This window comes from Delftia sp. Cs1-4, assembly GCF_000214395.1.
Classification (GTDB): domain Bacteria; phylum Pseudomonadota; class Gammaproteobacteria; order Burkholderiales; family Burkholderiaceae_C; genus Comamonas; species Comamonas acidovorans.
The window spans coordinates 3,450,778-3,476,627 of the sequence record NC_015563.1 but is presented as its reverse complement, the minus strand read 5'-3'; the positions used below and the strand labels follow the sequence as shown (position 1 = coordinate 3,476,627).

General features: G+C 64.2%; 19 protein-coding genes. 16 read left to right on the top strand and 3 right to left on the bottom strand.

Annotated features, from left to right (window positions below; translation table 11 throughout):
* Positions 1-3 precede the first annotated feature (3 nt).
* From DELCS14_RS15240 to DELCS14_RS15230, 3 genes are all read left to right on the top strand, one after another.
* On the top strand, positions 4-300 hold the full coding sequence (locus DELCS14_RS15240) for an AzlD family protein (RefSeq protein ID WP_013802442.1): 297 nt from the start codon (positions 4-6) through the stop codon (positions 298-300).
* Positions 301-363: 63 nt separating this feature from the next.
* Entirely contained in the window at positions 364-708 is a 345-nt protein-coding gene (locus DELCS14_RS15235) for a FlxA-like family protein (protein ID WP_012205575.1), read from the top strand.
* A gap of 280 nt (positions 709-988) precedes the next feature.
* Entirely contained in the window at positions 989-2,590 is a 1,602-nt protein-coding gene (locus DELCS14_RS15230) for a methyl-accepting chemotaxis protein (protein WP_012205576.1), read from the top strand.
* A gap of 139 nt (positions 2,591-2,729) precedes the next feature.
* Here the strand turns inward: DELCS14_RS15230 and DELCS14_RS15225 are convergent, their stop codons facing one another.
* Complete coding sequence (locus DELCS14_RS15225) at positions 2,730-4,673, bottom strand: long-chain fatty acid--CoA ligase (protein ID WP_013802441.1); 1,944 nt, start codon at positions 4,671-4,673, stop codon at positions 2,730-2,732.
* A 276-nt stretch (positions 4,674-4,949) separates the two neighbouring features.
* Entirely contained in the window at positions 4,950-5,585 is a 636-nt protein-coding gene (locus tag DELCS14_RS15220) for a GntR family transcriptional regulator (RefSeq protein WP_012205578.1), read from the bottom strand.
* Between the two features lie 114 nt (positions 5,586-5,699).
* On the opposite strand from DELCS14_RS15220, the gene scpA reads away from it, so the two are divergent.
* The 5 genes from scpA to DELCS14_RS15195 all read left to right on the top strand — a co-directional run bounded on the left by scpA (position 5,700) and on the right by DELCS14_RS15195 (position 13,759).
* Entirely contained in the window at positions 5,700-7,877 is a 2,178-nt protein-coding gene (gene scpA, locus DELCS14_RS15215) for a methylmalonyl-CoA mutase (RefSeq protein ID WP_013802440.1), read from the top strand.
* A gap of 10 nt (positions 7,878-7,887) precedes the next feature.
* The gene (gene meaB / locus DELCS14_RS15210) at positions 7,888-8,949 is read left to right on the top strand and encodes a methylmalonyl Co-A mutase-associated GTPase MeaB (RefSeq protein ID WP_172642957.1); all 1,062 of its coding nucleotides are present in this window, start codon (positions 7,888-7,890) and stop codon (positions 8,947-8,949) included.
* A 56-nt stretch (positions 8,950-9,005) separates the two neighbouring features.
* Entirely contained in the window at positions 9,006-10,538 is a 1,533-nt protein-coding gene (locus DELCS14_RS15205) for an acyl-CoA carboxylase subunit beta (RefSeq protein ID WP_012205581.1), read from the top strand.
* Positions 10,539-10,586: 48 nt separating this feature from the next.
* A complete protein-coding gene (locus DELCS14_RS15200; protein WP_013802438.1) occupies positions 10,587-12,635 on the top strand; it encodes an acetyl/propionyl/methylcrotonyl-CoA carboxylase subunit alpha in 2,049 nt (682 codons plus the stop codon).
* A 152-nt stretch (positions 12,636-12,787) separates the two neighbouring features.
* Positions 12,788-13,759 (top strand): chemotaxis protein, encoded by a 972-nt coding sequence (locus DELCS14_RS15195; protein WP_012205585.1) that lies wholly within the window; start codon positions 12,788-12,790, stop codon positions 13,757-13,759.
* 36 nt (positions 13,760-13,795) lie between these two features.
* Here the strand turns inward: DELCS14_RS15195 and DELCS14_RS15190 are convergent, their stop codons facing one another.
* Entirely contained in the window at positions 13,796-14,890 is a 1,095-nt protein-coding gene (locus DELCS14_RS15190) for a LacI family DNA-binding transcriptional regulator (RefSeq protein WP_013802437.1), read from the bottom strand.
* 225 nt (positions 14,891-15,115) lie between these two features.
* On the opposite strand from DELCS14_RS15190, the gene DELCS14_RS15185 reads away from it, so the two are divergent.
* From DELCS14_RS15185 to DELCS14_RS15150, 8 genes are all read left to right on the top strand, one after another.
* Positions 15,116-15,634: a gluconokinase gene (locus tag DELCS14_RS15185; protein WP_043781962.1), complete on the top strand. Its 519-nt coding sequence runs from the start codon at positions 15,116-15,118 to the stop codon at positions 15,632-15,634.
* A gap of 18 nt (positions 15,635-15,652) precedes the next feature.
* Positions 15,653-16,159, top strand: a complete 507-nt coding sequence (locus DELCS14_RS15180; protein ID WP_013802435.1) for a TRAP transporter small permease — start codon at positions 15,653-15,655, stop codon at positions 16,157-16,159.
* A gap of 12 nt (positions 16,160-16,171) precedes the next feature.
* Positions 16,172-17,452: a TRAP transporter large permease subunit gene (locus tag DELCS14_RS15175; RefSeq protein ID WP_013802434.1), complete on the top strand. Its 1,281-nt coding sequence runs from the start codon at positions 16,172-16,174 to the stop codon at positions 17,450-17,452.
* 28 nt (positions 17,453-17,480) lie between these two features.
* Positions 17,481-18,500 carry a TRAP transporter substrate-binding protein gene (locus DELCS14_RS15170; RefSeq protein ID WP_012205590.1) on the top strand — a complete coding sequence of 340 codons (1,020 nt, stop codon included), beginning with the start codon at positions 17,481-17,483 and terminating at the stop codon, positions 18,498-18,500.
* Between the two features lie 110 nt (positions 18,501-18,610).
* Positions 18,611-20,437, top strand: a complete 1,827-nt coding sequence (gene edd / locus DELCS14_RS15165; RefSeq protein WP_013802433.1) for a phosphogluconate dehydratase — start codon at positions 18,611-18,613, stop codon at positions 20,435-20,437.
* Complete coding sequence (eda, locus tag DELCS14_RS15160; RefSeq protein WP_013802432.1) at positions 20,422-21,060, top strand: bifunctional 4-hydroxy-2-oxoglutarate aldolase/2-dehydro-3-deoxy-phosphogluconate aldolase; 639 nt, start codon at positions 20,422-20,424, stop codon at positions 21,058-21,060. The genes edd and eda overlap by 16 nt, the downstream gene beginning before the upstream one ends.
* A 700-nt stretch (positions 21,061-21,760) precedes the next feature.
* A complete protein-coding gene (locus tag DELCS14_RS15155) occupies positions 21,761-23,395 on the top strand; it encodes a methyl-accepting chemotaxis protein (RefSeq protein ID WP_013802431.1) in 1,635 nt (544 codons plus the stop codon).
* Between the two features lie 110 nt (positions 23,396-23,505).
* The gene (locus DELCS14_RS15150; protein ID WP_013802430.1) at positions 23,506-25,803 is read left to right on the top strand and encodes an EAL domain-containing protein; all 2,298 of its coding nucleotides are present in this window, start codon (positions 23,506-23,508) and stop codon (positions 25,801-25,803) included.
* The last annotated feature ends 47 nt before the right edge of the window (positions 25,804-25,850 follow it).

The window sequence follows — 25,850 nt, the reverse complement described above, 5'->3', positions numbered from 1 at the left end:
GCGATGGAAGCCACAACCTTGCTGACGCTGGTGCTCATGGCGTGCAGCACGTATTTCACGCGAGTGATCGGCTACCTGCTGCTGCGCGGGCGCACGCTGAGCCCGCGAATGCAGTACGTGATGGAAAGCCTGCCGGGCTGCGTGCTTATCTCGGTGATTGCCCCGGCGTTTGTGTCCGAGCGGCCGGCCGATCTGCTGGCCCTGGTGGTGACGATGGTGGCCGCGAGCCGGCTGCCCATTCTGCCGACGGTGCTGATCGGCATTGCATCGGCGGGAGCGCTGCGGCATTGGCTGGGGTGACTACTGGCGGGGCAGCGGTGTTTTTGGCCTTCAGTTCGTGCGCCGGTGGTCGATGTACGGGGCATGCAAGTCTCATCCTCCACATCGGCTTCCGCCTCGGGAGCCGCTTCCTCCTCCGGCGGCAATGACATCGTTGCGTTGCAGCGCAAGCTCAAGGAGCTGCAGCAGGCGCTCAAGGAAGTGTCTTCCGAGAACATCGACGCCAAGGCCAAGCAGACGAAGGCCAAGCTGCTGCAGTCGCAGATCATGATGGTGCAAAGCCAGATCGAGGCGCTCATGCGCGCCAGGCAGCAGGCCCAGATCGACAAGCAGCGCGAGCAGCAGCAGGCGGCCGAAGCCAAGTCGCCGTCCCAGCCAAAGAGCAACAAGGCGCCCGGACTGGGTGGCGTGGTTGACGTCTACGTCTGATGGAAATGGCTCGTGCTTTCACGGGCCATTTTTTTGATGATATCAATGTAACTTACATGAATGGATTGGCCGTGCCTTGGATGGGTTGGCCTGGCAACGGGGTTGAGGGCAGGGGCGGGGCATTCGCACTGTGGGGGGTGTCTTTACACATCTCGCGGAACTTATTGAGTTTTGTCTCTCAAGAAATCGGCCACCGCTACCGATAAGGCAGCTAATGTGACTGCCTGGATGCGATAGCGATGGCCTATACCGAAGGCAGCACTGGGCCAGAGGTTCTGCGATGAAAAAACTCAGCGATGTGCGTATCGGTACCCGGCTTACAGCCGTCTTTCTTGTCCTGCTGGTCTGTCTGATGGCCGTAGGGGGCGTCGGCGCAAGGGCGCTGGGCCATGTATTTTCGGGCACGGAGACCCTGTACCAGGACCGTGTGGTTCCACTCAAGCAGCTCAAGCAGATTGCGGATGCCTATGCCGTCAACGTCATAGACACGGTCAATAAAGCCAATGCGGGCCTGATCACGGCGCAGGAGGCATCGGCCAGCATCTCGGGCACGCTGCCCGCGATTGAGGCCGCCTGGCGCAGCTACTCGTCCACCCAGCTCACAGCGCAGGAGGCCGTGCTGGCCAAGCAGGCCCAGGCGCTGTTCGCGCCGGCCAACCAGAGCATCGACAAACTGCTGCAGCGCCTCAAGCAGCTGGACGGCAAGAAGGCCGGCAGCCTGGATGAGTTCGACGGCGCGCTGTATGCCAGCATCGATCCCATCAGCGCCAAGATCGGCGAGCTGGTCGAGCTGCAGCTCAAGACGTCGGAGGATGTCTATGGGGACTCCAGGGAGGTTTTTGCACGGTCGCAGATGCTGATCTACGGCTTTGTGGCGGCGGCCGTCATCCTGGCCGTGGCCCTGGGCTACATGGTCACGCGCTCCATCACGGTGCCCTTGAAGTCGGCCGTGGAAGTGGCCCGGCATATCGAGCAGGGCGACCTGGCGTCCGAGATCCAGGCCACTGGGCGTGACGAGGTCGGCGACCTGCTGCGCTCCATGAGCGCCATGCGCGAGTCGCTGGCAAACATCGTTGGCGATGTGCGGCGCGGGGTGGAGTCGGTGACCACGGCGTCCAGCCAGATCGCTGCCGGCAACCAGGATTTGAGCAGCCGCACTGAGCACCAGGCCTCCAGCCTGCAGGAGACGGCGGCGTCGATGGAGCAGCTGGCCGGCAACGTGGGCCAGAGTTCCGAGAACGCGCGGCAGGCCAGCGCCCTGGCCGTGCGTGCCAAGGAGGTGGCCGGCGTGGGCGGCGGCGCGGTCGCCAGGGTCATCGGCACCATGGACGAAATCTCGGCCAGCAGCGGAAAGATTGCCGAGATCACGGGCGTGATCGACTCCATTGCCTTCCAGACCAATATCCTGGCGCTCAATGCAGCGGTGGAGGCCGCGCGGGCAGGCGAGCAGGGCAGGGGCTTTGCTGTGGTGGCCGGGGAAGTGCGCTCCCTGGCCCAGCGCAGCGCCGCAGCGGCGCGGGAGATCAAGGCACTGATCACGGCATCCACCGACAAGGTGCGGACAGGCGGCAACCAGGTCCGGGAAGCAGGCAAGGCCATGGACGCCATTGAAGCCCAGGTGAGCGAGGTGGCGTCACTGATCGAGGCCATCTCCGCCTCCAGCGTGGAGCAAAGCGGTGGCCTGGGGCAGATCACCCAGGCCGTCTCCCAGATGGACCAGGTCACGCAACAGAATGCCGCCTTGGTGGAAGAGTCGGCAGCCGCTGCAGCCAGCCTGGAACGGCAGGCGCGGGTGCTGGCACAGGCGGTGGCCACGTTCCAGATCAGCTCGGCGAAGGAGATCGGCATGGCGAGCCCCGGCCTGACACTGGCAGCTGCTTGACGCAGACCCGGGAAGAGCGTGCGCAGTGCGCTCTTCCTTTCTTTTTGATCAATTCAATGTAACTTACATAAATCAAATCCATATCAAAAATAGAAAAAGCCGCCGTTTTGAGCAGCGGCTGCTTGTCAGGAACAGGGGGTCAACCCGCGCTGTTGCGGCCTTGCCAGCGCTCGGCAGGCTTGCTGTACATGGCGGCGATCTGCGACTCGAACCGCGTCATGAGGTTGTTGCGCTTGAGCTTGAGAGTAGGCGTCATCAGCCCGTTTTCTATGGTCCAGGGCTCCAGCTCCAGATGCACGGCGCGTGGCACGGCATAGCGGGCAAAGCTGGCCACCTGCTTTTCGATGCGTGCCAGTGCCTCGCGTTCGGCGGCGGAGTGGTTCAGGCTCTTGGGGTCTTCGGGATCCAGGCCCAGGCGCTGGGCCATGGCCTGCCATTCGCCGCGTTCGATCACGGCCACGGCGGCGATGAAGGGGCGGTCTTCGCCCACGACAAAGACCTGGGTGAAGAACGGGTCGCCGGTAATGGCCAGCTCCAGGTCGGCCGGTGGAATCTTCTCGCCGGTGGAGGTGACGATGATTTCCTTGATGCGTCCCTGTATGCGCACGCGCCCGTCCTCGATCACCGCCTGGTCGCCCGTGCGCAGCCAGCCGTCGTCTGTGAAAGTCTTGGCGGTGTCTTCGGGGCGCTCCCAATAGCCGCGCATCACGCAGGGGCCACGCACCTGCAGTTCCCGGTTCTCGCCAATCCGCACCTCCACGCCGGGCAAGGCGTGGCCCACGGTGGCGGGGTGGTTGTCCTCCAGCGTGTTGGCGCAGACCACGGGCGAGGTCTCGGTCATTCCGTAGCCCTGGATCAGCGGCAGGCCCAAGCCCAGAAAACAGCGCGCAATCGTCGGCGACAGCGGCGCGCCGCCACTGACGGCCACGCGCACGCGGCCACCGAACTGGGCCAGCAGCGGCTTGGCCACCAGGTGGTTGAGCACCGGCCAGGGCAGCCATTGCATCCAGCCCGGCACTTCGGGCTGGGGCGCTTGCGCATCGGCAATGCCTTGTGTTTCACAAAATCGCTGCCAGCCCCTGGCCTGGGCCAGCTCGAACAGCTGGGCCTTGAGCGGTGCACGGGCCAGCGTCTCCATGACCTTGGCGTGCACGCGCTCGTAGATGCGCGGCACGGACACCAACACCGTGGGGCGCTGGGTCTTGAGATCCTCGGCCAGCTGGGCCACGGAGCGTGCATAGGCCACGCAGGCGCCCACGGCCAGCGCCAGGTAGTAGCCAGCCGTGCGCTCGAAGGTGTGCGACAGCGGCAGGAAGGAGAGGAAAACATCATCGCTGCGCGGCTGCAGCCGCTGCATCACCGCCTGCACGTTGGAGACCACGTTGCGGTGCGTGAGCATCACGCCCTTGGGCTTGCCCGTGGTGCCCGAGGTGTAGACCACGGCAGCCAGGTCCTCGGCAGAGGGAGGCGGGGGCAGGGGGACTGCGCCGCCTTCAGCCAGCCATTGGGCCAGCGGCTGCACGGGGATCTGGCGCAGGGCCTCCAGTGCGGCGGCATCGCCTTCGGTTTCAGGCTCTGCGGCCCGGGAAGCCGGCTTGGCCGACGCCACGACCACCTTGCGCAGCGCAGGCAGGGCCTGGCCCGTGGCGCAGATCTTGTCCCAAGTGGATTGCTGTGCCACGAACAGCATGGACACCTGGGCGTTGGCCAGGATGTAGGCAATGCTGCCCGCGTTGTCTATGGCGTGCAGCGGCACGGGCACATGGCCGCAGCGCAGGCTGGCCAGGTCGATGGACATGGCGTCCAGACCGTTGGGCAGCAGGATGGCGATGCGCGATCCTGCCGGCAGCTCCTGCGCGGCCAGCGCCTGCGCCCAGAGGGCCACGCGCTCGCCGGCCTGTGCCCAGTTCAGCGTCTTCCAGCTGCGCGCATCCTCGTCATAGGCCCGGTAGGCCTCGCCTGCGGGCGTCTGCTGCACGCGCAGGGCCAGCATTTCCACCAGGGTGGAGGCCGTGGCCATGCTGGCATCGGCTGGCAGGCTCATGGCCAGGGAAGGGGCGCGGGCTGGGTCTTGGATGCTCATGCGAGGAGGGTGCGGGCCGAAGTGGATGTAGCCGCTGATGATAGCCGGGGCTTTCCGCAGGCCCTGGCGTCAGCATCGGACATGAGAGGGTGCGGCGCACGCGTTTATGCTGCACTGCAGCGTTTTCGTGTGTCCACTCTGAAATCAACCAGGAGCCGCATGTCTGCCTACGTCGCCACCGTTGCACATCGGGCCCGATTCCAGACGGAGCGGCCGCCTGCGCGTCATGGCCGCGCCAGATGGTGCCGGCTGTGCAAGAGCGCCGAACGGCAGGCTTCAGGACGCCGCAGCCAGGCCGTTCTGAAAATGCTGACGCATGGCCTGGGCCGCTGCAGCGCCATCGCGGCGCAGCAGGGCCTGCATGACGGTCTCGTGCTCGGCCAGCGAATCCTCGATGCGGCCCTGCTTGAACAGCGACTTGTGGCGGTTGAGCTTCATCACCTTGCGCAGGTCGGCCACCAGCTGGTTGCGCCAGCGGTTGTCGGCAATCTGCAGCAGCTGCATGTGAAAGCTCTCGTTGAGTTCGAAGAAGCGGTCTGCATCGCGCGTCTGCGCCTTGAGTTCCTCGTGGGTCTGCTGCAGGGCCGCAAGCTCTTCGTCGCTGCCCGATTCGGCCACCACCTGAACGGCATCGGATTCCAGCAGGCTCAGCAGGTGATAGACATCGGCAATGTCCTTGGACGACACCTCGGTCACATAGGCGCCACGGCGCACCTTCATGGTGACCAGGCCCTCGGCGGCCAGCACCTTCAGGGCCTCGCGCAGCGGGGTGCGGCTGATGCCGTATTCCTCGGCAATCTTCAGTTCGTCGATCCAGTCACCGGGCGCCAGCTCGTGCTCGAAGATGCGCAGGCGCAGCTTCTCTGCAACCTGTTCGTAGAGAGCGCGGGGAGTGAGGGTGTTTGTCGACATGTGGCCCGGATTGTATCGGCAAAGATATTTTGAATGAATAATTATGAATGATGTAAACTGCGGCAGCTCTGGGGCATGCCCTCAAGGGCACCTGTCATTCACGAGCCTGAGAACATGAGACAAGACCATCCGACAGCGCAGAACGGCCAGGAATTCGCAACTGCCGACCTGCAGAAATGGGCCCAGGCGGCCGCCAAGGCCGCTCCCGGGGGCGACATCCAGGCACTGCACTGGACCACGCCCGACGGCATCGACGTCAAGCCGCTGTACACGGCGGCAGACACGGCCAACCTGCCCCATACGGATAGCCTGCCAGGCTTCGAGCCCTACATCCGCGGCCCGCAGGCCACCATGTACGCGGGCAGGCCCTGGACCATTCGCCAGTACGCGGGCTTTTCCACGGCCGAGGAGTCCAACGCCTTCTACCGCAAGGCGCTGGCCGCCGGCGGGCAGGGCGTGTCGGTGGCCTTCGACCTGGCCACGCACCGCGGCTACGACAGCGACCATCCGCGTGTGACGGGCGACGTGGGCAAGGCCGGCGTGGCCATCGATTCGGTCGAGGACATGAAGGTGCTGTTCGACCAGATCCCGCTGGACAAAATCAGCGTGTCCATGACCATGAACGGCGCGGTGCTGCCCGTGCTGGCCGGCTACGTGGTGGCGGCCGAGGAGCAGGGCGTGGCCCAGGACCAGCTGTCGGGGACCATACAGAACGACATCCTCAAGGAGTTCATGGTCCGCAACACCTATATCTACCCGCCCCAGCCGTCGATGCGCATCATCGGCGACATCATCGAGTACACGAGCCGGAACATGCCCAAGTTCAACTCGATCTCGATCTCGGGCTACCACATGCAGGAGGCGGGCGCCAACCAGGCGCTGGAACTGGCCTTCACGCTGGCCGACGGCAAGGAGTACGTCAAGACCGCCACGGCCAAGGGCATGGATGTGGACGATTTCGCGGGCCGGCTGTCCTTCTTCTGGGCCATCGGCATGAATTTCTATCTGGAAATCGCCAAGATGCGCGCGGCCCGCCTGCTGTGGTGCCGCATCATGAAGGGCTTCGGCGCCAAGAAGGCCAAGAGCCTGATGCTGCGCACGCACTGCCAGACCTCCGGCTGGTCGCTGACCGAGCAGGACCCCTACAACAACGTGGTGCGCACCACCATCGAGGCCATGGCCGCCGTCTTCGGCGGCACGCAGAGCCTGCACACCAACAGCTTTGACGAAGCCATCGCGCTGCCCACCGAGTTCTCGGCCCGCATTGCGCGCAACACGCAGCTGATCATCCAGGAAGAGACCCACATCACCAATGTGATCGACCCCTGGGCCGGCAGCTACATGATGGAGAAGCTGACCCAGGACATGGCCGACGCCGCCTGGAAGATCATCGAGGAGGTCGAGGCCATGGGCGGCATGACCGCCGCCGTGGATTCTGGCTGGGCCAAGCTCAAGATCGAGGCCGCCGCCGCCGAGAAGCAGGCACGCATCGACTCGGGCAAGGATGTCATCGTCGGCGTCAACAAGTACAAGCTGGCCAAGGAAGATCCCATCGACATCCTCGAGGTGGACAACGTCAAGGTGCGCGACAGCCAGATCGCACGCCTGAACCAGATCAAGGCCAGCCGCGATGCAGCCAAGGTCGAGGCCGCCCTGCAGGCGCTGACCCAGGCCGCCGAAAGCGGCGAGGGCAACCTGCTGGACCTGGCCATCCAGGCCGTGCGCCTGCGCGCCACGGTGGGCGAGGTCTCGGACGCACTGGAGAAGGTTTTCGGGCGCCACCGCGCCGATACGCAAAAGGTGACCGGCGTGTATGCAGCAGCCTACGACTCGGCCGAGGGCTGGGAAAAGCTCAAGGGCGAGATCGACGCATCGTCCGAGCAGCTGGGCCGACGCCCGCGCGTGATGATCGCCAAGTTGGGCCAGGACGGCCATGACCGCGGCGCCAAGGTGGTGGCCACGGCCTTTGCCGACCTGGGCTTCGACGTGGACATGGGCCCGCTGTTCCAGACGCCCGAGGAATGCGCGCGCCAGGCCATCGAGAACGACGTGCACGCCGTGGGCGTGTCCACGCTGGCGGCCGGCCACAAGACCCTGGTGCCGGCCATCATCGAGGAGCTGCGCCGCCAGGGCGCGGACGACATCATCGTCTTCGTGGGCGGCGTGATTCCCGCGCAGGACTACGACTTCCTCTACAACGCCGGCGTCAAGGGCGTCTACGGCCCGGGCACCCCCATACCGGCCAGCGCCAAGGATGTGCTCGAACAGATCCGCCAGGCCAACAGCCTCTGAGCCCGCCGCAGTGACTCCCGAGCAAATGCAAGACGGCATCCTGAACGGCAACCCCGCCGTTCAGCGCCGGGCCATGGCCAAGGCCATCACCCTGCTGGAATCCACGCGCGCCGACCACCGTGCGGCGGCCGATGTGCTGCTCACGGCCCTGCTGCCGCATACGGGCGGGTCTTTCCGCCTGGGCATCAGCGGCGTGCCGGGCGTGGGCAAGAGCACCTTCATCGAAACGCTGGGCCTGTTCCTCATCGCACGCGGCCTCCGGGTAGCGGTGCTGGCCATCGACCCCTCATCCACCGTGTCGGGCGGCTCCATCCTTGGCGACAAGACGCGCATGGAGCAGTTGTCCGTCAACCTGGACGCCTACATCCGCCCCAGCCCCAGCAGCGGCACCCTGGGCGGCGTGGCCGAGAAAACCCGCGAGGCCATGCTGGTCTGCGAGGCGGCTGGCTACGATGTGGTCATCGTCGAGACCGTGGGCGTGGGCCAGAGCGAGATCGCCGTTCAGGGCATGTGCGACATGTTCTGCCTGCTGCAACTGCCCAATGCGGGCGATGACCTGCAGGCCATCAAGAAGGGCGTGATGGAGCTGGCCGACCTGGTCGTCATCAACAAGGCCGACATCGATCCCCATGCCGCCACGCGCGCGCAGGCCCAGATCACCTCCAGCCTGCGCCTGCTGGGCATGCACGGCAACCCCGAGCACGCCCACCACGACGAGCGCCTGTGGCAGCCCAGGGTCATCACCATCAGCGCGCTCAAGCAAGATGGCGTTGACGGCTTCTGGAGCGCGGTGGAGGAATTCCGCCGCCTGCAGCAAGCCAACGGCCGCCTGGCGCTGCGCCGCGAACGCCAGGCCCTGTCCTGGATGTGGGAGCGCATCGACTCCGGCCTCAAGCAGGCCTTCCGGCAGCATCCGCAGGTGCGGGCGCTGCTGCCCCAACTGCAGGCCGACGTGGCAGCAGGGCGGATCGCGGCCAGCACGGCCGCCAGAAACCTGCTGCAGGCGCAGGCCGGGCCCGCAATGGCGCCGGCTTCAGCGCCAGCGGCAGCACCCGCCGCAGCGCCGCAGTGACCACAGACAAGACAACACCAGCAACCCGTACCGTTAGACGTTAGAGGAATCGCAGCATGCAAGACATCCTGGATCAACTGGAGACAAAGCGCGAACAGGCCCGCCTGGGTGGCGGCCAAAAGCGCATAGACGCACAGCACAAGAAGGGCAAGCTCACGGCGCGAGAGCGCATCGAGCTGCTGCTGGACGACGGCACCTTCGAGGAATGGGACATGTTCGTCGAGCACCGCTGCACCGACTTCGGCATGGAAAACAGCAAGATCCCCGGCGACGGCGTGGTCACCGGCTACGGCATGATCAACGGCCGCCTGGTCTTCGTCTTCAGCCAGGACTTCACCGTCTTCGGCGGCGCGCTGTCCGAGACCCATGCCGAGAAGATCTGCAAGATCATGGACCAGGCCATGAAGGTCGGCGCGCCCGTGATCGGACTCAACGACTCGGGCGGCGCCCGCATCCAGGAAGGCGTGGCCTCCCTGGGCGGCTATGCCGACGTGTTCCAGAAGAACGTGCTGGCCAGCGGCGTGGTGCCGCAGATCTCCATGATCATGGGCCCCTGCGCGGGCGGCGCCGTGTATTCGCCGGCCATGACGGACTTCATCTTCATGGTCAAGGACAGCAGCTACATGTTCGTCACCGGCCCCGAAGTCGTGAAGACGGTGACGCACGAGGAGGTCACGGCCGAGGAGCTGGGCGGCGCCATCACCCACACCACGCGCAGCGGCGTCGCCGACATGGCCTTCGACAACGATGTGGAGGCGCTGATGATGCTGCGCCGCCTCTACAACTACCTGCCGCTGAACAACCGCGAGAAAGCGCCCGTGCGCTACACCTCGGACCCCGTGGACCGCGCCGACAAGTCGCTGGACACCCTGGTGCCCGACAACGCCAACAAGCCCTACGACATGAAGGAGCTGATCCTCAAGACCGTGGACGACGGCGACTTCTTCGAGCTGCAGCCCGACTACGCCAGGAACATCATCACCGGCTTTGCGCGCATGGACGGCCAGACCGTGGGCATCGTCGCCAACCAGCCCCTGGTGCTGGCCGGCTGCCTGGACATCAAGAGCTCCATCAAGGCCGCGCGCTTCGTGCGTTTCTGCGATGCCTTCAACATCCCCGTGGTCACCTTCGTGGACGTGCCCGGCTTCATGCCCGGCACCAGCCAGGAGTACGGCGGCATCATCAAGCACGGCGCCAAGCTGCTGTACGCCTATGCCGAGGCCACGGTGCCGAAAATCACCGTCATCACGCGCAAGGCCTACGGCGGCGCCTATGACGTGATGGCCTCCAAGCACCTGCGCGGCGACGTCAACCTGGCCTGGCCCCATGCCGAGATCGCCGTGATGGGCGCCAAGGGCGCCGTGGAGATCATCTTCCGCGAGGACAAGAACGACCCCGCCAAGCTGGCAGCGCGCGAGGCCGAGTACAAGGCCCGCTTCGCCAACCCCTTCGTGGCAGGCGCGCGCGGCTTCATCGACGATGTTATCCAGCCGCATGAGACGCGCAAGCGCATCTGCCGCTCGCTGCAGATGCTCAAGAACAAGCAGCTGGAAAATCCGTGGCGCAAGCATGGAAACATCCCTCTGTGACCAGGCCCTGATATCAAAGATCGAATCCAGAAAAAACAGGCTGCGAAGATGTTCAAGAAGATCCTGATTGCCAACCGCGGCGAGATTGCCTGCCGCGTCATCGCCACCGCCCGCAAGATGGGCATACAGACCGTGGCGGTGTACTCCGATGCGGACCGCGAGGCACGCCACGTCAAGCTGGCCGACGAGGCCGTGCACATCGGCGCCGCGCCCAGCCGCGAGTCCTACCTGCAGGCCGACCGCATCATTGCCGCGTGCAAGCAGACCGGCGCCCAGGCCGTGCACCCGGGCTACGGCTTCCTGTCCGAGAACGAGGCCTTCGCCCGGCGCGTGGAGGAAGAGGGCATCACCTTCATCGGCCCCAAGCACGCGGCCATTGCGGCCATGGGCGACAAGATCGCCTCCAAGAAGCTGGCCGACAAGGCCGGCGTGAGCACCATCCCCGGCTACAACGACCCCATTGCCGGTCCCGAGGCCGCCGTGGAAATCGCCAAGGGCATCGGCTACCCCGTGATGATCAAGGCCAGCGCCGGCGGTGGCGGCAAGGGTCTGCGCGTGGCCTACAACGACAAGGAAGCCTTCGAGGGCTTTGCCAGCTGCCAGAACGAGGCACGCAACAGCTTCGGCGACGACCGCATCTTCATCGAGAAATTCGTGCAGGAGCCGCGCCACATCGAGATCCAGGTGCTGGGCGACGGCCACGGCAACGTGATCTACCTGAACGAGCGCGAATGCTCCATCCAGCGCCGGCACCAGAAGGTGATCGAAGAGGCGCCGTCCCCCTTCATCAGCGACGCCACGCGCCGCGCCATGGGAGAGCAGGCCGTGGCCCTGGCCAAGGCCGTGGGCTACCAGAGCGCGGGCACGGTGGAATTCGTGGTCGGCAAGGACCAGGATTTCTACTTCCTGGAAATGAACACCCGCCTGCAGGTGGAGCATCCGGTGACCGAGTGCATCACCGGCCTGGACCTGGTCGAGCAGATGATCCGCGTGGCCGCTGGCGAGAAGCTGGCCATCGCGCAGGAAGACGTCAAGCGCAATGGCTGGGCCATCGAGTGCCGCATCAACGCCGAGGACCCGTTCCGCAACTTCCTGCCCTCCACGGGCCGCCTGGTGCGCTTTGCGCCGCCCGAGCAGACCATGTGGCAGGCCGACACCGGCCACCTGCACGGCGTGCGCGTGGATACGGGCGTCTATGAGGGCGGCGAAATTCCGATGTTCTACGACTCGATGATCGCCAAGCTCATCGTGCACGGCAGCGACCGCAACGACGCCATCGCCAAGATGCGCGAGGCGCTCAATGCCTTCGTGATCCGGGGCATCAGCTCCAACATCCCGTTCCAGGCCGCGCTGCTGGCCCATCCCAAGTTCAAGAGCGGCGAGTTCAACACCGGCTTCATCGCCGAGCACTACGCCCACGGCTTCCACGCCGAGGATGTGCCGCACGGCGACCCCGACTTCCTGGTCGCCCTGGCCGGCCACATGAACCGCCGCTACCGCGCGCGCGCCGCCACCATCAGCGGCCAGATGCGGGGGCACGAGCTCAAGGTCTCGGCCGACTACTGCGTGGTCGTGCTGGGCGCCGAAGGCCAGCACCAGTACCGCGCCGTGCAGGTCTCGGACTTCGATGCCGAAAGCCGCGCCAGCACCGTCACGGTGGATGGCAAGCCCTATACCTTCCGCAGCGAAACCCCCATGCGTGCCATGTGCGTGCAGGGCAGCTGCAACGGCAAGCCCTTCACGGCCCAGGTCGAGCGCGGCACGGCCCGAAATCCGCTGGCCCTGCGCGTCATCCACAACGGCACGCAGATCGACGCCCTGGTGCTCTCGCCGCGCGGCGGCGAACTGCACCGCCTCATGCCCTACAAGGCGCCGCCGGACCTGTCCAGGTTCCTGCTGTCGCCCATGCCGGGTCTGCTGGTGGACGTGGCCGTGCAGCCGGGCCAGAAGGTGCAGGCCGGCGAGAAGCTGGCGGTGATCGAGGCCATGAAGATGGAGAACATCCTGTTCGCCTCGCAGGACGGCGTGGTCGGCAAGATCAGTGCAGCCAAGGGCGATTCGCTGGCCGTGGACGATGTGATCCTGGAATTCGAGTGATTCCTGCGCCGCGGGGCGGGGCGGTGGCATGCATGAAGCATGTCGCCGGCCGCCCGGCGTTGCTGTTCCGACTCAGGTGCAATTAATTTTTGCTAAATCCGAGGCGCTCGCTTTAGAATTTGTAAAAAGATGTGTCACTCTCCAGGACCGGCATGAACCTCAATTCCAAGGCAGCTCAAAGAGAGATCGACGAGCGCACCAACCTCACCAGCAACAACAAGTTCGAGCTGCTGCTGTTCCGGCTGGGCAGCGACTCCGGCCTGGGCCAGTCCGAGCTGTTCGGTATCAATGTGTTCAAGGTCCGCGAAATCGTGGCCATGCCGCACATCACGCCCATCGCGGGGGGCACGGCCCATTCGCTGGGTGTGGCAAACCTGCGCGGGCAGGTGATCCCGGTGCTGAATCTTCCCGCCATCATGGGCTGCAAGCCCCAGACCGGCCTGAACATCATGCTGGTCACCGAATATGCGCGCACCACCCAGGCATTCGCGGTGGAGTCCGTCGAGGACATCGTGCGTCTGGACTGGAAGCAGGTGCTGTCGGCCGAGGCCAGCGGCACCGGCGGCAAGCTGGTCACCAGCATCGCCCGCCTGGATGGCGACACCGACAACTCGCGCCTGGCCCAGGTGCTGGATGTGGAGGCCATCCTGCAACTGGTGTCCCCCACCGACGCCCAGGAAATCACGCCGGAAAAAGTGGGCGCCAGGCTCAAGCTCAAGCCCGGCGCCATCGTGCTGGCCGCCGATGATTCCTTCGTGGCGCGCTCGCTGATCGAGAAGGAGCTCAAGGTCCTGCAGGCACCGTATGAAATGCTCAAGTCCGGCAAGGAGGCCTGGGACCGCCTCAACGCCATCGCCGACAGTGCCCAGGCGGAGGGCCTGACGGTGGCCGACAAGGTCGCCCTGGTGCTGACCGACCTGGAGATGCCCGAGATGGACGGCTTCACGCTCACCCGCCACATCAAGCAGGACGCGCGCTTCCATTCCATTCCCGTGCTCATCCATTCCTCGCTGTCCGGATCGGCCAACGAAGACCATGTGCGCAGCGTTGGCGCGGACGGCTACGTGGCCAAGTTCGCGGCAGAGGATCTGGCCGAGACCCTGCGCCGCCTGCTACCGGGCTGATGGCCACGGAGGAGGGCGCCCAAAGCCCTCTTCGCTTCAACTGCTCTGCCGCACCACCAGTTCGTAGCCCAGATCCACGCTGGGCGGCTCCACGGCCTCGCCACGCATCAGCTGCAGCAGCATGCGCGCACCTTCGGTGCCGATATGGCCGCGCGGCGTGCGGATGGTGGTCAGCGGCGGCACCATCTGGTCGCTGCCGGGCAGGTCGTTGAAGCCTGCGATGGCGATCTGCTCGGGCACGCGTATCCCCCGGCGCAGAGCCTCCAGCAGTGCCCCCTGGGCGATGTCGTCGTTGCAGAAGAACAGGGCATCGACGGCAGGGTCCAGGCGCAGGGCCGCGTCCAGCAGCTCGGCGCCCAGCGCCATCGACGTGGGGCGGGGCCAGAGCAGTTCCAGGGCGGGGTCATGCAGGCCCTCCGCCTGCAGGGCATGGCGGTAGCCCGCGGCGCGCTGCATCACGCGGGCATCGAGCTGGCCTGCGCAAAAGGCAATGCGCCTGTGTCCGCGCTCCATCAAGTGCCGCGTGATGGCGGCTCCGGCCTCGGCCTGCGAAAAGCCCACGCTGGGCGCACCAGGCTCGCCGCCCAGTTCCATCAGGTGCACGCAGGGGACCTTGCTGGCCTGTACCAGTTCACGCGCAGCGGGGCTGCGGTCAAAACCCGTGAGCAGCAGACCGGCCGGGCGCATGGGCAGGTAGGTGCGCAGCAGCTGTTCTTCTTCGGCCCGGTCGTAGTGGGTCACGCCGATCAGCGCGTGGTAGCCCGCGGAGAACAGCACCTTGTGGACCGCCTCGATCAGGTCCACGAACAGGGTGTTGGACAGCATGGGCACCAGCACCAGCACCTGGGCGCTTTTCTGCGAGGCCAGGGCGCGTGCGGCGGGGTCGGGCACGTAGCCCATCTGTGCGGCGGCCGTGCGGATTTTCTCGACCAGGGCCGGGTCCACGCGGCGCTCGCCGCGCAGGGCGCGCGAGACCGTCATGGGGCTGACGCCAGCGGCCTGTGCCACATCGCTGAGCGTGATGCGCCCGCTGGCCCGCGAGGAGCGTGCGCGCCCCGTGGCGGGCAGGGCCGGGCCGGAAACATCGGCGGAGGGCGATTCTGGGGAGGCAGGCGGAATCTGACGGGCCAAGGGATTGTCCTAGGTCGGGGGCGGGAGTGTTGAAGATTATGATAGCGCTATCCCAATCATTCGAAGGCCCTTGCTCCTGCGTGTAAACCCGGACGAAGGCCTCTGAAGCACAACGAAATCCAAGGCAGACCCTGGTCTGCCAATTTTTGCAAGAACATGGATAGCGCTATCCCAACAATCACCGCGACCGCCCCCGCAGACACCCGCCCACGGGCGCTGGTCGTCATGGGCGTTTCCGGCTGCGGCAAGTCCAGCGTGGGGCAGGCCCTGGCCGATGCCCTGGGCTGGACCCTGCACGAGGGCGATGCCCACCATGCCGAGGAAAGCATCCGCAAGATGCAGGCCGGCATCCCCCTGACCGATGACGACCGCAGCGGCTGGCTGGACCGCCTGGCCCAACTGCTGGCCCAGGCCATGCCGGGGCAGGGCGTGGTGCTGACCTGCTCGGCCCTCAAGCGCAAGTACCGCGACCGGCTGCGTGCCGCCGGCCCGGCCGGTGCCGTGGGCTTCGTGTTCCTGGACCTGAACTACGACACGGCGCTGCAGCGCGTGCAGGAGCGCGCCGGCCACTTCTTCTCGCCCGAGCTGGTGGCCAACCAGTTCGCCACGCTGGAACGCCCTGATGGCGAATGCGCCGTGCTGTCCGTGGACGCCACGCTGCCGCTGACCGACATCGTGCACCGCGCCCAAAGCTGGCAGGTGCTGCCCGCGGCGCAGGCCGACACCTTCTCCCAAAACCCATAACGCCAGGAGACAAGCCCCATGCAATCCGATTCCCCCGCAGTCCGGCCCAAGCCGCGCCTGCAGCACTTTGCCGAGGTGCTGATGGTGCTGGCCCTGGCCGGCATGGTCATTGCCGTGTTCGTCAACGTGGTGCTGCGCTATGTGTTCCACACCAGCATCGTTTCCTATGAGGAAATCTCGCGCCTGCTCTTCGTCTGGCTGGTGGCCATTGGCGCCATCGTGGCCGCTTTCGAGGGCAGCCACCTGGGCTTCGACCTCGTGACTTCCCGCGTGGGGCCTGGCGCGCGCAAGGCGCTGTTCTGGGTGTCGCAGGCACTGGTCCTGGTCTGCATGGGCCTGCTGCTGTGGGGCTCCTGGGCCCAGGTGGAGGCCGGACTGAACAGCTACAGCACGGTGCTGGGCTACCCGCTGGCCCTGGGCGCCGCGGCCACCCTGGTGCTGGCCGTGGGCCTGCTGGTGGTGGCGCTGCGCGACCTGCGCCGTGGCGCGCCGGCAGAAAACCATGCCGAAACGACGGTCGAGTAAGGAGTACGCACCATGGTTGTGACCCTGATCTTTCTGGCCGTGCTGATTGGCGGCATGGTGATCGGCATGCCCATCGCCCAGGCGCTGGTGCTGACCGGCGTGGCGCTGATGTGGCACCTGGACTTCTTCGACTCGCAGCTGCTTGCGCAGAACCTGCAGGCCGGCTTCGACAACTTCCCGCTGCTGGCCGTGCCCTTCTTCATCCTGGCCGGCGAGCTGATGAATGCAGGCGGCCTGTCGCGCCGCATCATCGACCTGGCGCGGGCCTATGTGGGCCATATCCGTGGCGGCCTGGGCTATGTGGCCATTGGCGCGGCGGTGCTGCTGGCGTCCATGAGCGGCTCGGCCATTGCCGATACCGCCGCCCTGGCCACCATCCTGCTGCCCATGATGCGCGACCAGAAGTATCCCGACAGCTACAGCGCGGGCCTGCTCGCCTCGGGCGGCATCATCGCGCCCATCATTCCGCCGTCCATGCCCTTCGTGATCTACGGCGTGACGACCAACACCTCGATCAGCAAGCTGTTTCTGTCGGGCGTGGTGCCGGGCCTGATCATGGGCGTGTTCCTGATCTTTGCCTGGTGGTCCATCGCCCGCAAGTACGACCTGTCGCGCGGCGAGCGCATGGCCTGGGGCCCGCGCCTGAAGGCGCTGGCCAAGAGCTTCTGGGCCATGATGATGCCGGTCATCATCCTGGGCGGCCTCAAGGGCGGCGTGTTCACGCCCACCGAGGCGGCCGTGGTCGCAGCCGTCTACGCGCTGTTCGTGTCCATGGTGATCTACCGCGAGATGACATGGACCCGGCTCTACGCCGTGTTCCTGGCCGCCGCCAAGACCACGGCCGTGGTCATGTTCCTGTGCGGCGCCGCCACGGTGACGGCCTACATGATCACCCTGGCGGACCTGCCCAACATGCTGGCCGACAGCTTCTCGGGCCTGCTGGGCAGTCCCGTGCTGTTCATGGCCACGATGATGCTGTTCCTGCTGGTGGTGGGCACGGCCATGGACCTGACGCCGACCATCCTGATCTTCGGCCCCGTGTGCGCGCCGCTGGCCGTCAAGGCCGGCATCGATCCCATCTATTTCGGCTTCATGTTCATCTATGTGGGCTGCATCGGCCTGATCACGCCGCCCGTGGGAACGGTGCAGAACGTGGTGGCCGGCGTGGGCCGGCTGCGCATGGAGACCGTGATCAAGGGCACGAACCCGTTCCTGATGGTCTATGTGCTGCTTGCCGTGCTTTTCGTGATTTTTCCGCAAATCATCCTGGCCCCTCTGCGCTGGATGCATTGATCCCTCACTACAACCCAAGGAGATGAACATGCGTATTCCCTTTGCACTCGCCGGCCTGATGGCAGCCGTCACCACGCTGGCCGCCACGGGCCAGGCCATGGCCCAGGACTTCAAGCCGCGCATCGTGCGCTTCGGCTATGGCCTGGTCGATGAGTCCAACCAGGGCCGCGCGGCGCGCTTCTTTGCCAAGGAGGTCGAGAAGGCCACGGGCGGCAAGATGAAGGTGCGTGCCATCGGCAATGCCTCGCTGGGCTCGGACACGCAGATGCAGCAGGCGCTGATCGGCGGCGCACAGGAGATGATGGTCGGCTCCACCGCCACCCTGGTGGGCCTGTCGCCCGAAATGGCCGTCTGGGACACGCCCTTCCTGTTCAGCAATGTCAAGGAAGCCGACGCCGTGCTGGACGGCCCCGTGGGCGAGAAGGTCAAGGCCACGCTGGAGCCCAAGGGCATGGTGGGCCTGGTCTATTGGGAAAACGGCTTCCGCAACCTCACCAACAACAAGCGCCCCATCGCCAAGATGGAAGACCTGGCCGACGTGAAGCTGCGCGTGATGCAGAACAACGTCTTCCTGGACAGTTTCAAGGCCCTGGGCGCCAATGCCGTGCCGCTGCCGTTCTCCGAGCTGTTCACGGCGCTGGAGACCCGTGCCGTCGATGGCCAGGAAAACCCTTTCAACACCGTGCTGTCCAGCAAGTTCTATGAAGTGCAGAAGTACCTCACGGTGTCCAACCACGTCTACAGCCCCTGGATCGTCACCGTCAGCAAGAAGTGGTGGGACACGCTGAGCCCGGCCGAGAAGAAGGTGCTGCAGGATGCCGCCGTCAAGAGCCGTGAGTTCGAACGCAAGGACACGCGCGAGGAAGCCGCCAAGGCCCTGGCCGACATCAAGGCCAAGGGCATGCAGGTCAACGAGCTGCCCGCCGCAGAAGCCAGCCGCATGCGCGACAAGCTCGCGGCGGTGAATGCCGGCATTGCCAAGACCGTGGGTCAGGGCACGTGGGACGAGGTGCAGGCCGCCGTCAAGCAGGCGCGCGCAGTGAAGTAAGCTTCGGTGCAGGGCCGGACGCACCTGGGAGGGATGCCCCGGCCGACATTTCCCATAAAGACAACGCGACAGAGAGAAAACGCGCACCAGCGCATCCGCAGGAACCCCGCATGAGCACCATCCACCCCATCGTCGAGCAGGTCACGCGCCGCATCCGCGAGCGCAGTGCCCAATCACGCGCCGCCTACCTGGAGCAGGTGGACGCCATGGCCGCGCGCCCGCCCGGCGCCCAGTCCATGGGCTGCGCCAATGTGGCCCATGCCTTTGCGGGCATTCCAGGCGGCGACCGCATACGCATCGTGGAAGAGAAGGCGCCCAACGTCGCCATCGTCACCGCGTACAACGACGTGCTCTCGGCCCATGCGCCGCTGGCACGCTATCCCGACATCCTCAAGGACGAGGCGCGCAAGCTCGGCGCCACGGCGCAGGTCGCCGGCGGCGTGCCGGCCATGTGCGACGGCGTGACCCAGGGCGCGCCCGGCATGGAACTGAGCCTGTTCAGCCGGGACGCCATTGCCATGGGCACGGCCATCGCGCTGTCGCATGACGTGTTCGACGCCGCGCTGATGCTGGGCATTTGCGACAAGATCGTGCCGGGCCTGCTGATCGGGGCACTGCATTTCGGCCATCTGCCCACGGTATTCGTGCCGGCCGGCCCCATGACCTCGGGCCTGTCCAATGGCGACAAGGCCAAGGTGCGCGAGCAGGCCGCGCAGGGCCTGGTGGGCCGCAAGGAACTGCTGGCCGCCGAAACGGCTGCCTACCACGGCGAAGGCACCTGCACCTTCTACGGCACGGCCAACAGCAACCAGATGCTGCTGGAGGCCATGGGATTGCATGTGCCGGGCACGGCCTTCATCAACCCGGCCGAAGGCGAGCGCGAACTGCTCACGCGCGAGGCCATGCGCAGCGTGCTGGCCATCACCAAGAACCGCCGCTTCGCACCCATTGGCCATGTGGTGGACGAGCGCTGCATCGTCAACGCCATGGTCGCCCTGCTGGCCACGGGCGGATCGACCAACCACCTGATCCATTGGGTGGCCGTGGCGCGTGCGGCAGGCATCGTCATCGACTGGAATGATTTTTCGGAACTCTCGGGCGTGGTGCCGCTGCTGGCCCGCGTCTATCCCAACGGCAGCGCCGACGTGAACCAGTTCCAGGCGGCAGGCGGGCCGGGCTATGTGATCGGCCAGCTGCTGAAGGCCGGCCTCATGCATGGCGATGTGCTCACCGTGCGGCCCGAGGGCCTGCAGGAATTTGCGCGCATTCCCGCCGTTGAAGACGGCCATCTCGTCTGGCACGAGGCCGAAGTCTCCGGCGACCTGTCCGTGCTGCGCCCGGCCGATGCGCCTTTCAGCGCCACGGGCGGGCTCAAGCTGCTGTCCGGCAACCTGGGGCGCAGCGTGATCAAGGTCAGCGCCGTGCCCGAGGACCGCCATGTGGTCGAGGCGCCTGCGCGCGTCTTCGACTCGCAGGAAGCGCTGCAGCAGGCCTTCAAGGCCGGCGAGCTGGACCGCGATGTCATCTGCGTGGTGCGCTGGCAGGGTCCGCGCGCCAACGGCATGCCCGAACTGCACAAGCTCACCCCACCGCTGGCCGTGCTGCAGGGCAAGGGCTACAAGGTGGCCCTGGTCACAGACGGCCGCATGAGCGGCGCCTCGGGCAAGGTGCCCGCCGCCATCCATGTCTCGCCCGAGGCCTGCGTGGGCGGGCCGCTGGCGCGCCTGCAAGACGGCGACCTGGTACGCCTGGACGCCGTGGCCGGCACCCTGGCCGTGCTGGTCGACGACACCGAATGGCAGCAGCGGCCCCTGGCCACCATGCCGCAGGCACTGCGCCAGGCCAACGGCCGGGGTTTTGGCCGCGAACTGTTTGCCGGATTCCGGCGCCACGCGCTCAGCGCAGAAGAGGGAGCTTGCACATGGATCAACGACTGACGGCACTGGCCATCATGCAGGACGCGCCGGTCATCCCGGTCATTGTCCTGAACAACGTCGCACATGCCGTGCCCATGGCCCAGGCCCTGGTCGCGGGCGGCATCCGCGTACTGGAAGTCACGCTGCGCACGCCCCAGGGCCTGGCCAGCATCGAAGCCATTGCGCGTGCCGTGCCCGAGGCCATCGTGGGCGCCGGCACCGTGCGCAGCGCCGCCGATGCCCGCGCCGCCGCCAGCGCCGGTGCGCGCTTCGCCGTGAGCCCCGGCTACACCAGCGCACTGGGCCAGGCCTGCCAGGCCCTGCAGCTGCCGCTGCTGCCCGGCGTGGCCACCAGCGGCGAAATCATGGCCGCCCAGGACGACGGCTTCAACGAGCTGAAATTCTTCCCCGCCGTACAGGCGGGCGGCTCGGCCATGCTCAAGGCCTGGCAAGGCCCGTTCGGCGACGTGCGGTTCTGCCCCACGGGCGGCGTGTCTGCGGACAATGCGGCGCAATTCCTGGCGCTGTCCAACGTGGTCTGCGTGGGTGGCTCCTGGCTGGTGCCTGCCGATGCGCTGGAGCAGGGTGACTGGCAGCGGATCACCGCACTGGCCGGCGCAGCCAAAAACCTGCGAAGCGCCTGAGTCGCCATTGCCCCGGAACCAGCGGCCCCCAAGGGGCCGCTTTTGTTTGTCTGGGCCATCGATTGGGGATGGGGACTTGAATCCATTGAAAAATTATGCGTATTGCGGCAATGTTTGCGCAAAATGCAAAGTCAAGATGCGAGGAAATGAGGGATTGATTTCATAACACAACGTTACAATCATTGCTTATCCTTCAAACAGCCCTTTGACAAGACGATATCAATAGGCTGTCTTGAAACATTCGCATATGCACAAGAATAATTGCCACCTGAAGTTTCCGCCGCAATCATTCTTTACCGACCAAGAAAAATGCAATTGCCGTTGCAGGGCCTGAAAATAAAAATTGGCACTGGCGCCTCGCGGCGCCAGTGCCAATTTTTATTGGTCGAGCATCGAGCATCGAGCATCGAGCATCGAGCATCGAGCATCGAGCATCGAGCATCGAGCATCGAGCATCGAGCATCGAGCATCGAGCATCGAGCATCGAGCATCGAGCATCGAGCATCGAGCATCGAGCATCGAGCATCGAGCATCGAGCATCGAGCAATTATAACATCAATATATCATTTTCGAGAATAATCCACGTCTTTTTTAGAAGAGGTGGATTATTCTTTTTCAAGTTCCCGATTTTCTACGGCCGAATAATCCTGGTGTCAGGGTAAATATTTCATCGTTGAAAATTATTCATTCGGCAATCAAGATGTTGAGCTTCAAAAAATCAAAAGTGATCACCAAACTGACCATGGGCTTCCTTGTGGTCTCATGCATTGGTGCATTCATCGGTATCAATGGAATACTGAAGGCAGGGGAAATCAATGATCTCGCAACGCAGATGTACGAGAAGGAACTGCTGGGCCTGTCACAAATATCCGAGGCCAATGTCCAGCTGATCGCGGCGGGCCGGGCCATCAGAAATGCCGTGCTTGCAAACGATGATGAAAGCAGAAACCGGCACACAGACGCCGTGCTGCAAAGGCTGCAACTGCTGAAAGAGGCGCTGAACAACAGCAAGAGGCTTTTTGCCGAGGGCGATGGCAAGGAAAAGCTCAAGTCCATTGATGAAACCCTCGTCATCTATGAAAAGGGTCTGCTGCAGACGATTGAAAGAATCAAGTCCGAGCATCTTTCGGAATCCAGGGAATCGATTGATCTGATCAACAGATTCCGGGTGGAGTCCGACAAGATCGATAGTCTGATGACGGAGGTTGTCAATATCAAGAAGAAGAATGCCAGCTGGCTCAATGACGAGACCGACAGAATCTACGAAAAGATCCGGCTGATGCTCACCCTCCTGACCATCTCCGGCGTGATTGTGGGAGTGGCCATTGGCGTGATCATCACAATTTCCATCACACGCCAGCTGGGCGGAGAGCCGGCAGATGTGGCGCACATTGCCGAAAATATCTCAAGAGGGGACCTCACCTCCCGGATCGACTTGTCCAGGGCACGCCCTGGCAGTGTGATCACGGCCATGCAGGAAATGCAGGTATCGCTGCAACGCGTCGTGGGCACCGTGCGCAGCAGCAGCGACAGCATTGCCACGGGCGCCACGCAGATTGATGCAGGCAATGCCAACCTGTCGAGCCGAACGGAAGAGCAAGCCAGCAATCTTGAAGAGACTGCCGCCTCCATGGAGGAACTGGCCAGCACGGTGAAAAGCAATTCCGATGCGGCGATCACTGCCACCATGCTCGCCCAGTCGGCGCGCGATGCCGCAGCGCACGGCGGGGGCATGGCCCGGCAGATGGTGGACGTGATGAATGAAATAAACACGTCCTCCAAGAAAATCGAGGACATCATCAACGTCATTGATTCAATCGCTTTTCAAACCAATATTCTTGCTTTGAATGCTGCTGTCGAAGCAGCCCGCGCCGGAGAGCAGGGCCGTGGTTTTGCGGTGGTTGCCGCCGAAGTTCGCAGCCTTGCAGTGAAAAGTGCAGAGGCCGCAAAAGAGATCAAGTCTCTCATCGAGGACAGTGTTTCCAAGGTCGGCAATGGCCACCAGCTTGCCCAGGCTGCGGGCAGCAGCATTGAAGATATCGTCACCCAGGTCCAGAAGGTATCCAGCATGATCGAAGAGATCAGTGGGGCCACCAGGGAGCAAAGCCAGGGCATCGATCAGATCAATGATGCGATCATCCAGCTGGACCAGGTCACCCAGCAAAATGCCGCTCTGGTGGAAGAGTCGGCAGCGGCGGCCGGAAGTCTCAGCCAGCAGGCGCAGGCCCTGGTTTCGGCAGTTTCCATTTTCAAGCTGGACCCCGCGGAAAAGGAGGCCCCTGTCTTGAGGAAAATCCCCTCATCCATGAGACCGCTGAGTCTTTCCGCGTCCTGACGGAAATTCAGACCAGTGCGTCACAGCCAACGGGAAGCGTTTCTCCTGGCAGGCTTGCCTGCCAGGAGAACGGTGCCTGTTCGCTCGTATTTTGACCAGATGAGCGTTGAATGATGCATGCAGAGAGAAGACCTCCAAGCTGGCAGCCCAGGCGCTGGTATGCCTGTATTTTCATCGTATGCCTGGTGATCATTGGCGTTGCGGGCGTTTCTCTGCTCTCCAGCTATGAGACATCGCTCCATGAAGAGAAGTCGAATCTCCTGCACGCGCTCTCTGCCTCTGCCGCTGAAACCAACAAGATCATTCTTGCCACCTCTTTGGCGGTAGAGAGAACAGAGCAACTTTTGCTGACACCAGGCCGCCAAGGCGAAATCACGGCAGACCCTGATGCCAGCACCGATATCCGCAATGCCTTGATCCAGGAGGTGGCGGCGCTGCCCGGCGTCATCAGCATGAGCGTGCTTGATCGAAATGGGACATGGTCCATTTCCTCACGTTTCAGCAAGCTGCCGCTGTCTCCCGACAACCCCGAGCGCCCCATCTGGAATGCAGCGCTGCAGACAAAGCCTGGCGGCTTCTTCTTGCTGGATTCAAGCAAATCGCCGGTCTTCGATATACCGTCCCTGGTGCTGGGGCGTCCGGTACGTGACTCCAGAGAGGCGCTGACTGGCATTGTGGTGGCCTTCATTGCCGTGGATTCCATTCGCCAGGCATTCGGTTCACTGCTGCTGGATGGCCATCAGGTCATGGTCAGCCTGCCAAACGGCAAAGACCTGGTCAGAATTCCCCAGGAGCATCCGCACATTCTGGACGGGATGGATTCGGGGCTTGCAAAAATGATGGCTGCAGGCGAGGGCATATTGGACGCTGACGATGGCTTGGGACATGGCTGGATCGTCGCCATGCACCACTCCAGCCAAGGCGGCATGGATCTCGCCTATGCCACACTGGCCGCCAAGGCAAAACTCGCGGCTCCATGGTGGAGGTTTGGAAAAACCATCATGGCATGGGCGGCCATCAGCCTGGCTTCATTTTTATTACTGGCGCAATTGTGGATGCGTGAGCGCAGAAGATCCTATTTCGAGGCGAGGGATCTGGTACAGGTGCATTCACAGCTGAGGCACCATCTTTTCCATGATCCTGCTTCCGAATTGCTCAATTCAACCGGATTTGAGCAACTGCTGAACAGAACGCAAGCACAGCGGCGTCCTGTTGCCATCCATGTCATCGGTATCGAGCATTTGCAAGTGCTGGCAGATACGCTGGTTCCTGGAATGGACAACCAACTGATCTCGCAACTGGCAAAACAATTGCGCTCCTGTATTGGACAGAATGACGTAGCCGCCCGCCTTGCCATCGAGGAGTTCTGTGTCGCCCAATATGAAGGGGACCCCGATTCCAAGGCGAAAACGCTCTCCATCCGACTGGGTGAAAAGCGCTACATGCTGTGTGAGCGCAGCATTTTGCTGTCTGTCTGCGTAGGGACGGCGGTCTGCAAGAACAACGAGGACTGGAATCAGCTGCTGCGCGACGGCCGCGCGGCAATGGAGCGGGCGCGATCCCAGGGACGGGGGCGATTCGTGAAATTCGAGCCTTCCGCCGATGGCCCCATGCAGGAGCAACTGCTGCTGGAGCAGGATTTCCGGTCCGCCATCGGAACAAGCCAGTTGTTCATGGCGTACCAGCCGATCTGCCATGTGGCCACGGGAACAATATCGGGGTTCGAGTCGCTGATGCGCTGGAACAGTCCGGCCAGAGGGTCTGTCCCGCCAGGCGTCTTCATTCCCATGGCAGAGCGGCGCGGCCTGCTGCTCCCCATCGACCAAATGGTGGAGCGCTCCCCGCTGCTGGTTGCCAACGGATGGCCGTCCGATATCTCGGTGTCCATCAACTGCCCGGCCTTTGAATTTCTCGATCCAGGCATGGCGGTGCAATTGAAGGAACATCTGGACCGCGCCGGCCTGAACCCCGAGCGCTGCTACATCGAGGTGACGGAATCGGCCCTGCTTCAAGATGATGAGCAGGTGCTGTCCGTCATGCGGCAAGTCAAGGCGCTGGGCGTGAATCTCGCCATCGATGACTTTGGCTCCGGCCATGCCAGTCTTTCCTACCTGCACCGCTTTCCCTTCAACCTGATCAAGATCGATCGCAGCTTCATACAGGCCATGGACAAGGACGCCGGGGCTGCCGCGATTGTCGAGGCCACGCTGGCACTGAGCCGCAGATTGGGCCTTGAAGTCGTCGCGGAAGGCGTGGAAACCACGGAGCAGTTTCTGCACCTGCAGCAGCTCGGGTGCACGTATGTCCAGGGATTTCTGATCGCCCGCCCGATGAACGAGGAGCATGTCCTGCCGTTCCTGGAGAGCTTCAGGCTCAGCGACGTGCTGGAGTGTCCCGCGCACGCCTGAGCACAGTCCCAGCACTGGGGCACAATCGCGCCCTCAGCAGATGCCGC

Excerpts from the sequence above, each read along its gene's own strand:
- DELCS14_RS15240 (WP_013802442.1), top strand. The coding sequence starts at position 4 with ATGGAAGCCACAACCTTGCTGACGCTGGTGCTCATGGCGTGCAGCACG.
- DELCS14_RS15235 (WP_012205575.1), top strand. The coding sequence starts at position 364 with ATGCAAGTCTCATCCTCCACATCGGCTTCCGCCTCGGGAGCCGCTTCC.
- DELCS14_RS15230 (WP_012205576.1), top strand. The coding sequence starts at position 989 with ATGAAAAAACTCAGCGATGTGCGTATCGGTACCCGGCTTACAGCCGTC.
- DELCS14_RS15225 (WP_013802441.1), bottom strand. The coding sequence starts at position 4,673 with ATGAGCATCCAAGACCCAGCCCGCGCCCCTTCCCTGGCCATGAGCCTG.
- DELCS14_RS15220 (WP_012205578.1), bottom strand. The coding sequence starts at position 5,585 with ATGTCGACAAACACCCTCACTCCCCGCGCTCTCTACGAACAGGTTGCA.
- scpA (WP_013802440.1), top strand. The coding sequence starts at position 5,700 with ATGAGACAAGACCATCCGACAGCGCAGAACGGCCAGGAATTCGCAACT.
- DELCS14_RS15205 (WP_012205581.1), top strand. The coding sequence starts at position 9,006 with ATGCAAGACATCCTGGATCAACTGGAGACAAAGCGCGAACAGGCCCGC.
- DELCS14_RS15200 (WP_013802438.1), top strand. The coding sequence starts at position 10,587 with ATGTTCAAGAAGATCCTGATTGCCAACCGCGGCGAGATTGCCTGCCGC.
- DELCS14_RS15195 (WP_012205585.1), top strand. The coding sequence starts at position 12,788 with ATGAACCTCAATTCCAAGGCAGCTCAAAGAGAGATCGACGAGCGCACC.
- DELCS14_RS15185 (WP_043781962.1), top strand. The coding sequence starts at position 15,116 with ATGGGCGTTTCCGGCTGCGGCAAGTCCAGCGTGGGGCAGGCCCTGGCC.
- DELCS14_RS15180 (WP_013802435.1), top strand. The coding sequence starts at position 15,653 with ATGCAATCCGATTCCCCCGCAGTCCGGCCCAAGCCGCGCCTGCAGCAC.
- DELCS14_RS15175 (WP_013802434.1), top strand. The coding sequence starts at position 16,172 with ATGGTTGTGACCCTGATCTTTCTGGCCGTGCTGATTGGCGGCATGGTG.
- DELCS14_RS15170 (WP_012205590.1), top strand. The coding sequence starts at position 17,481 with ATGCGTATTCCCTTTGCACTCGCCGGCCTGATGGCAGCCGTCACCACG.
- edd (WP_013802433.1), top strand. The coding sequence starts at position 18,611 with ATGAGCACCATCCACCCCATCGTCGAGCAGGTCACGCGCCGCATCCGC.
- eda (WP_013802432.1), top strand. The coding sequence starts at position 20,422 with ATGGATCAACGACTGACGGCACTGGCCATCATGCAGGACGCGCCGGTC.
- DELCS14_RS15155 (WP_013802431.1), top strand. The coding sequence starts at position 21,761 with ATGTTGAGCTTCAAAAAATCAAAAGTGATCACCAAACTGACCATGGGC.
- DELCS14_RS15150 (WP_013802430.1), top strand. The coding sequence starts at position 23,506 with ATGATGCATGCAGAGAGAAGACCTCCAAGCTGGCAGCCCAGGCGCTGG.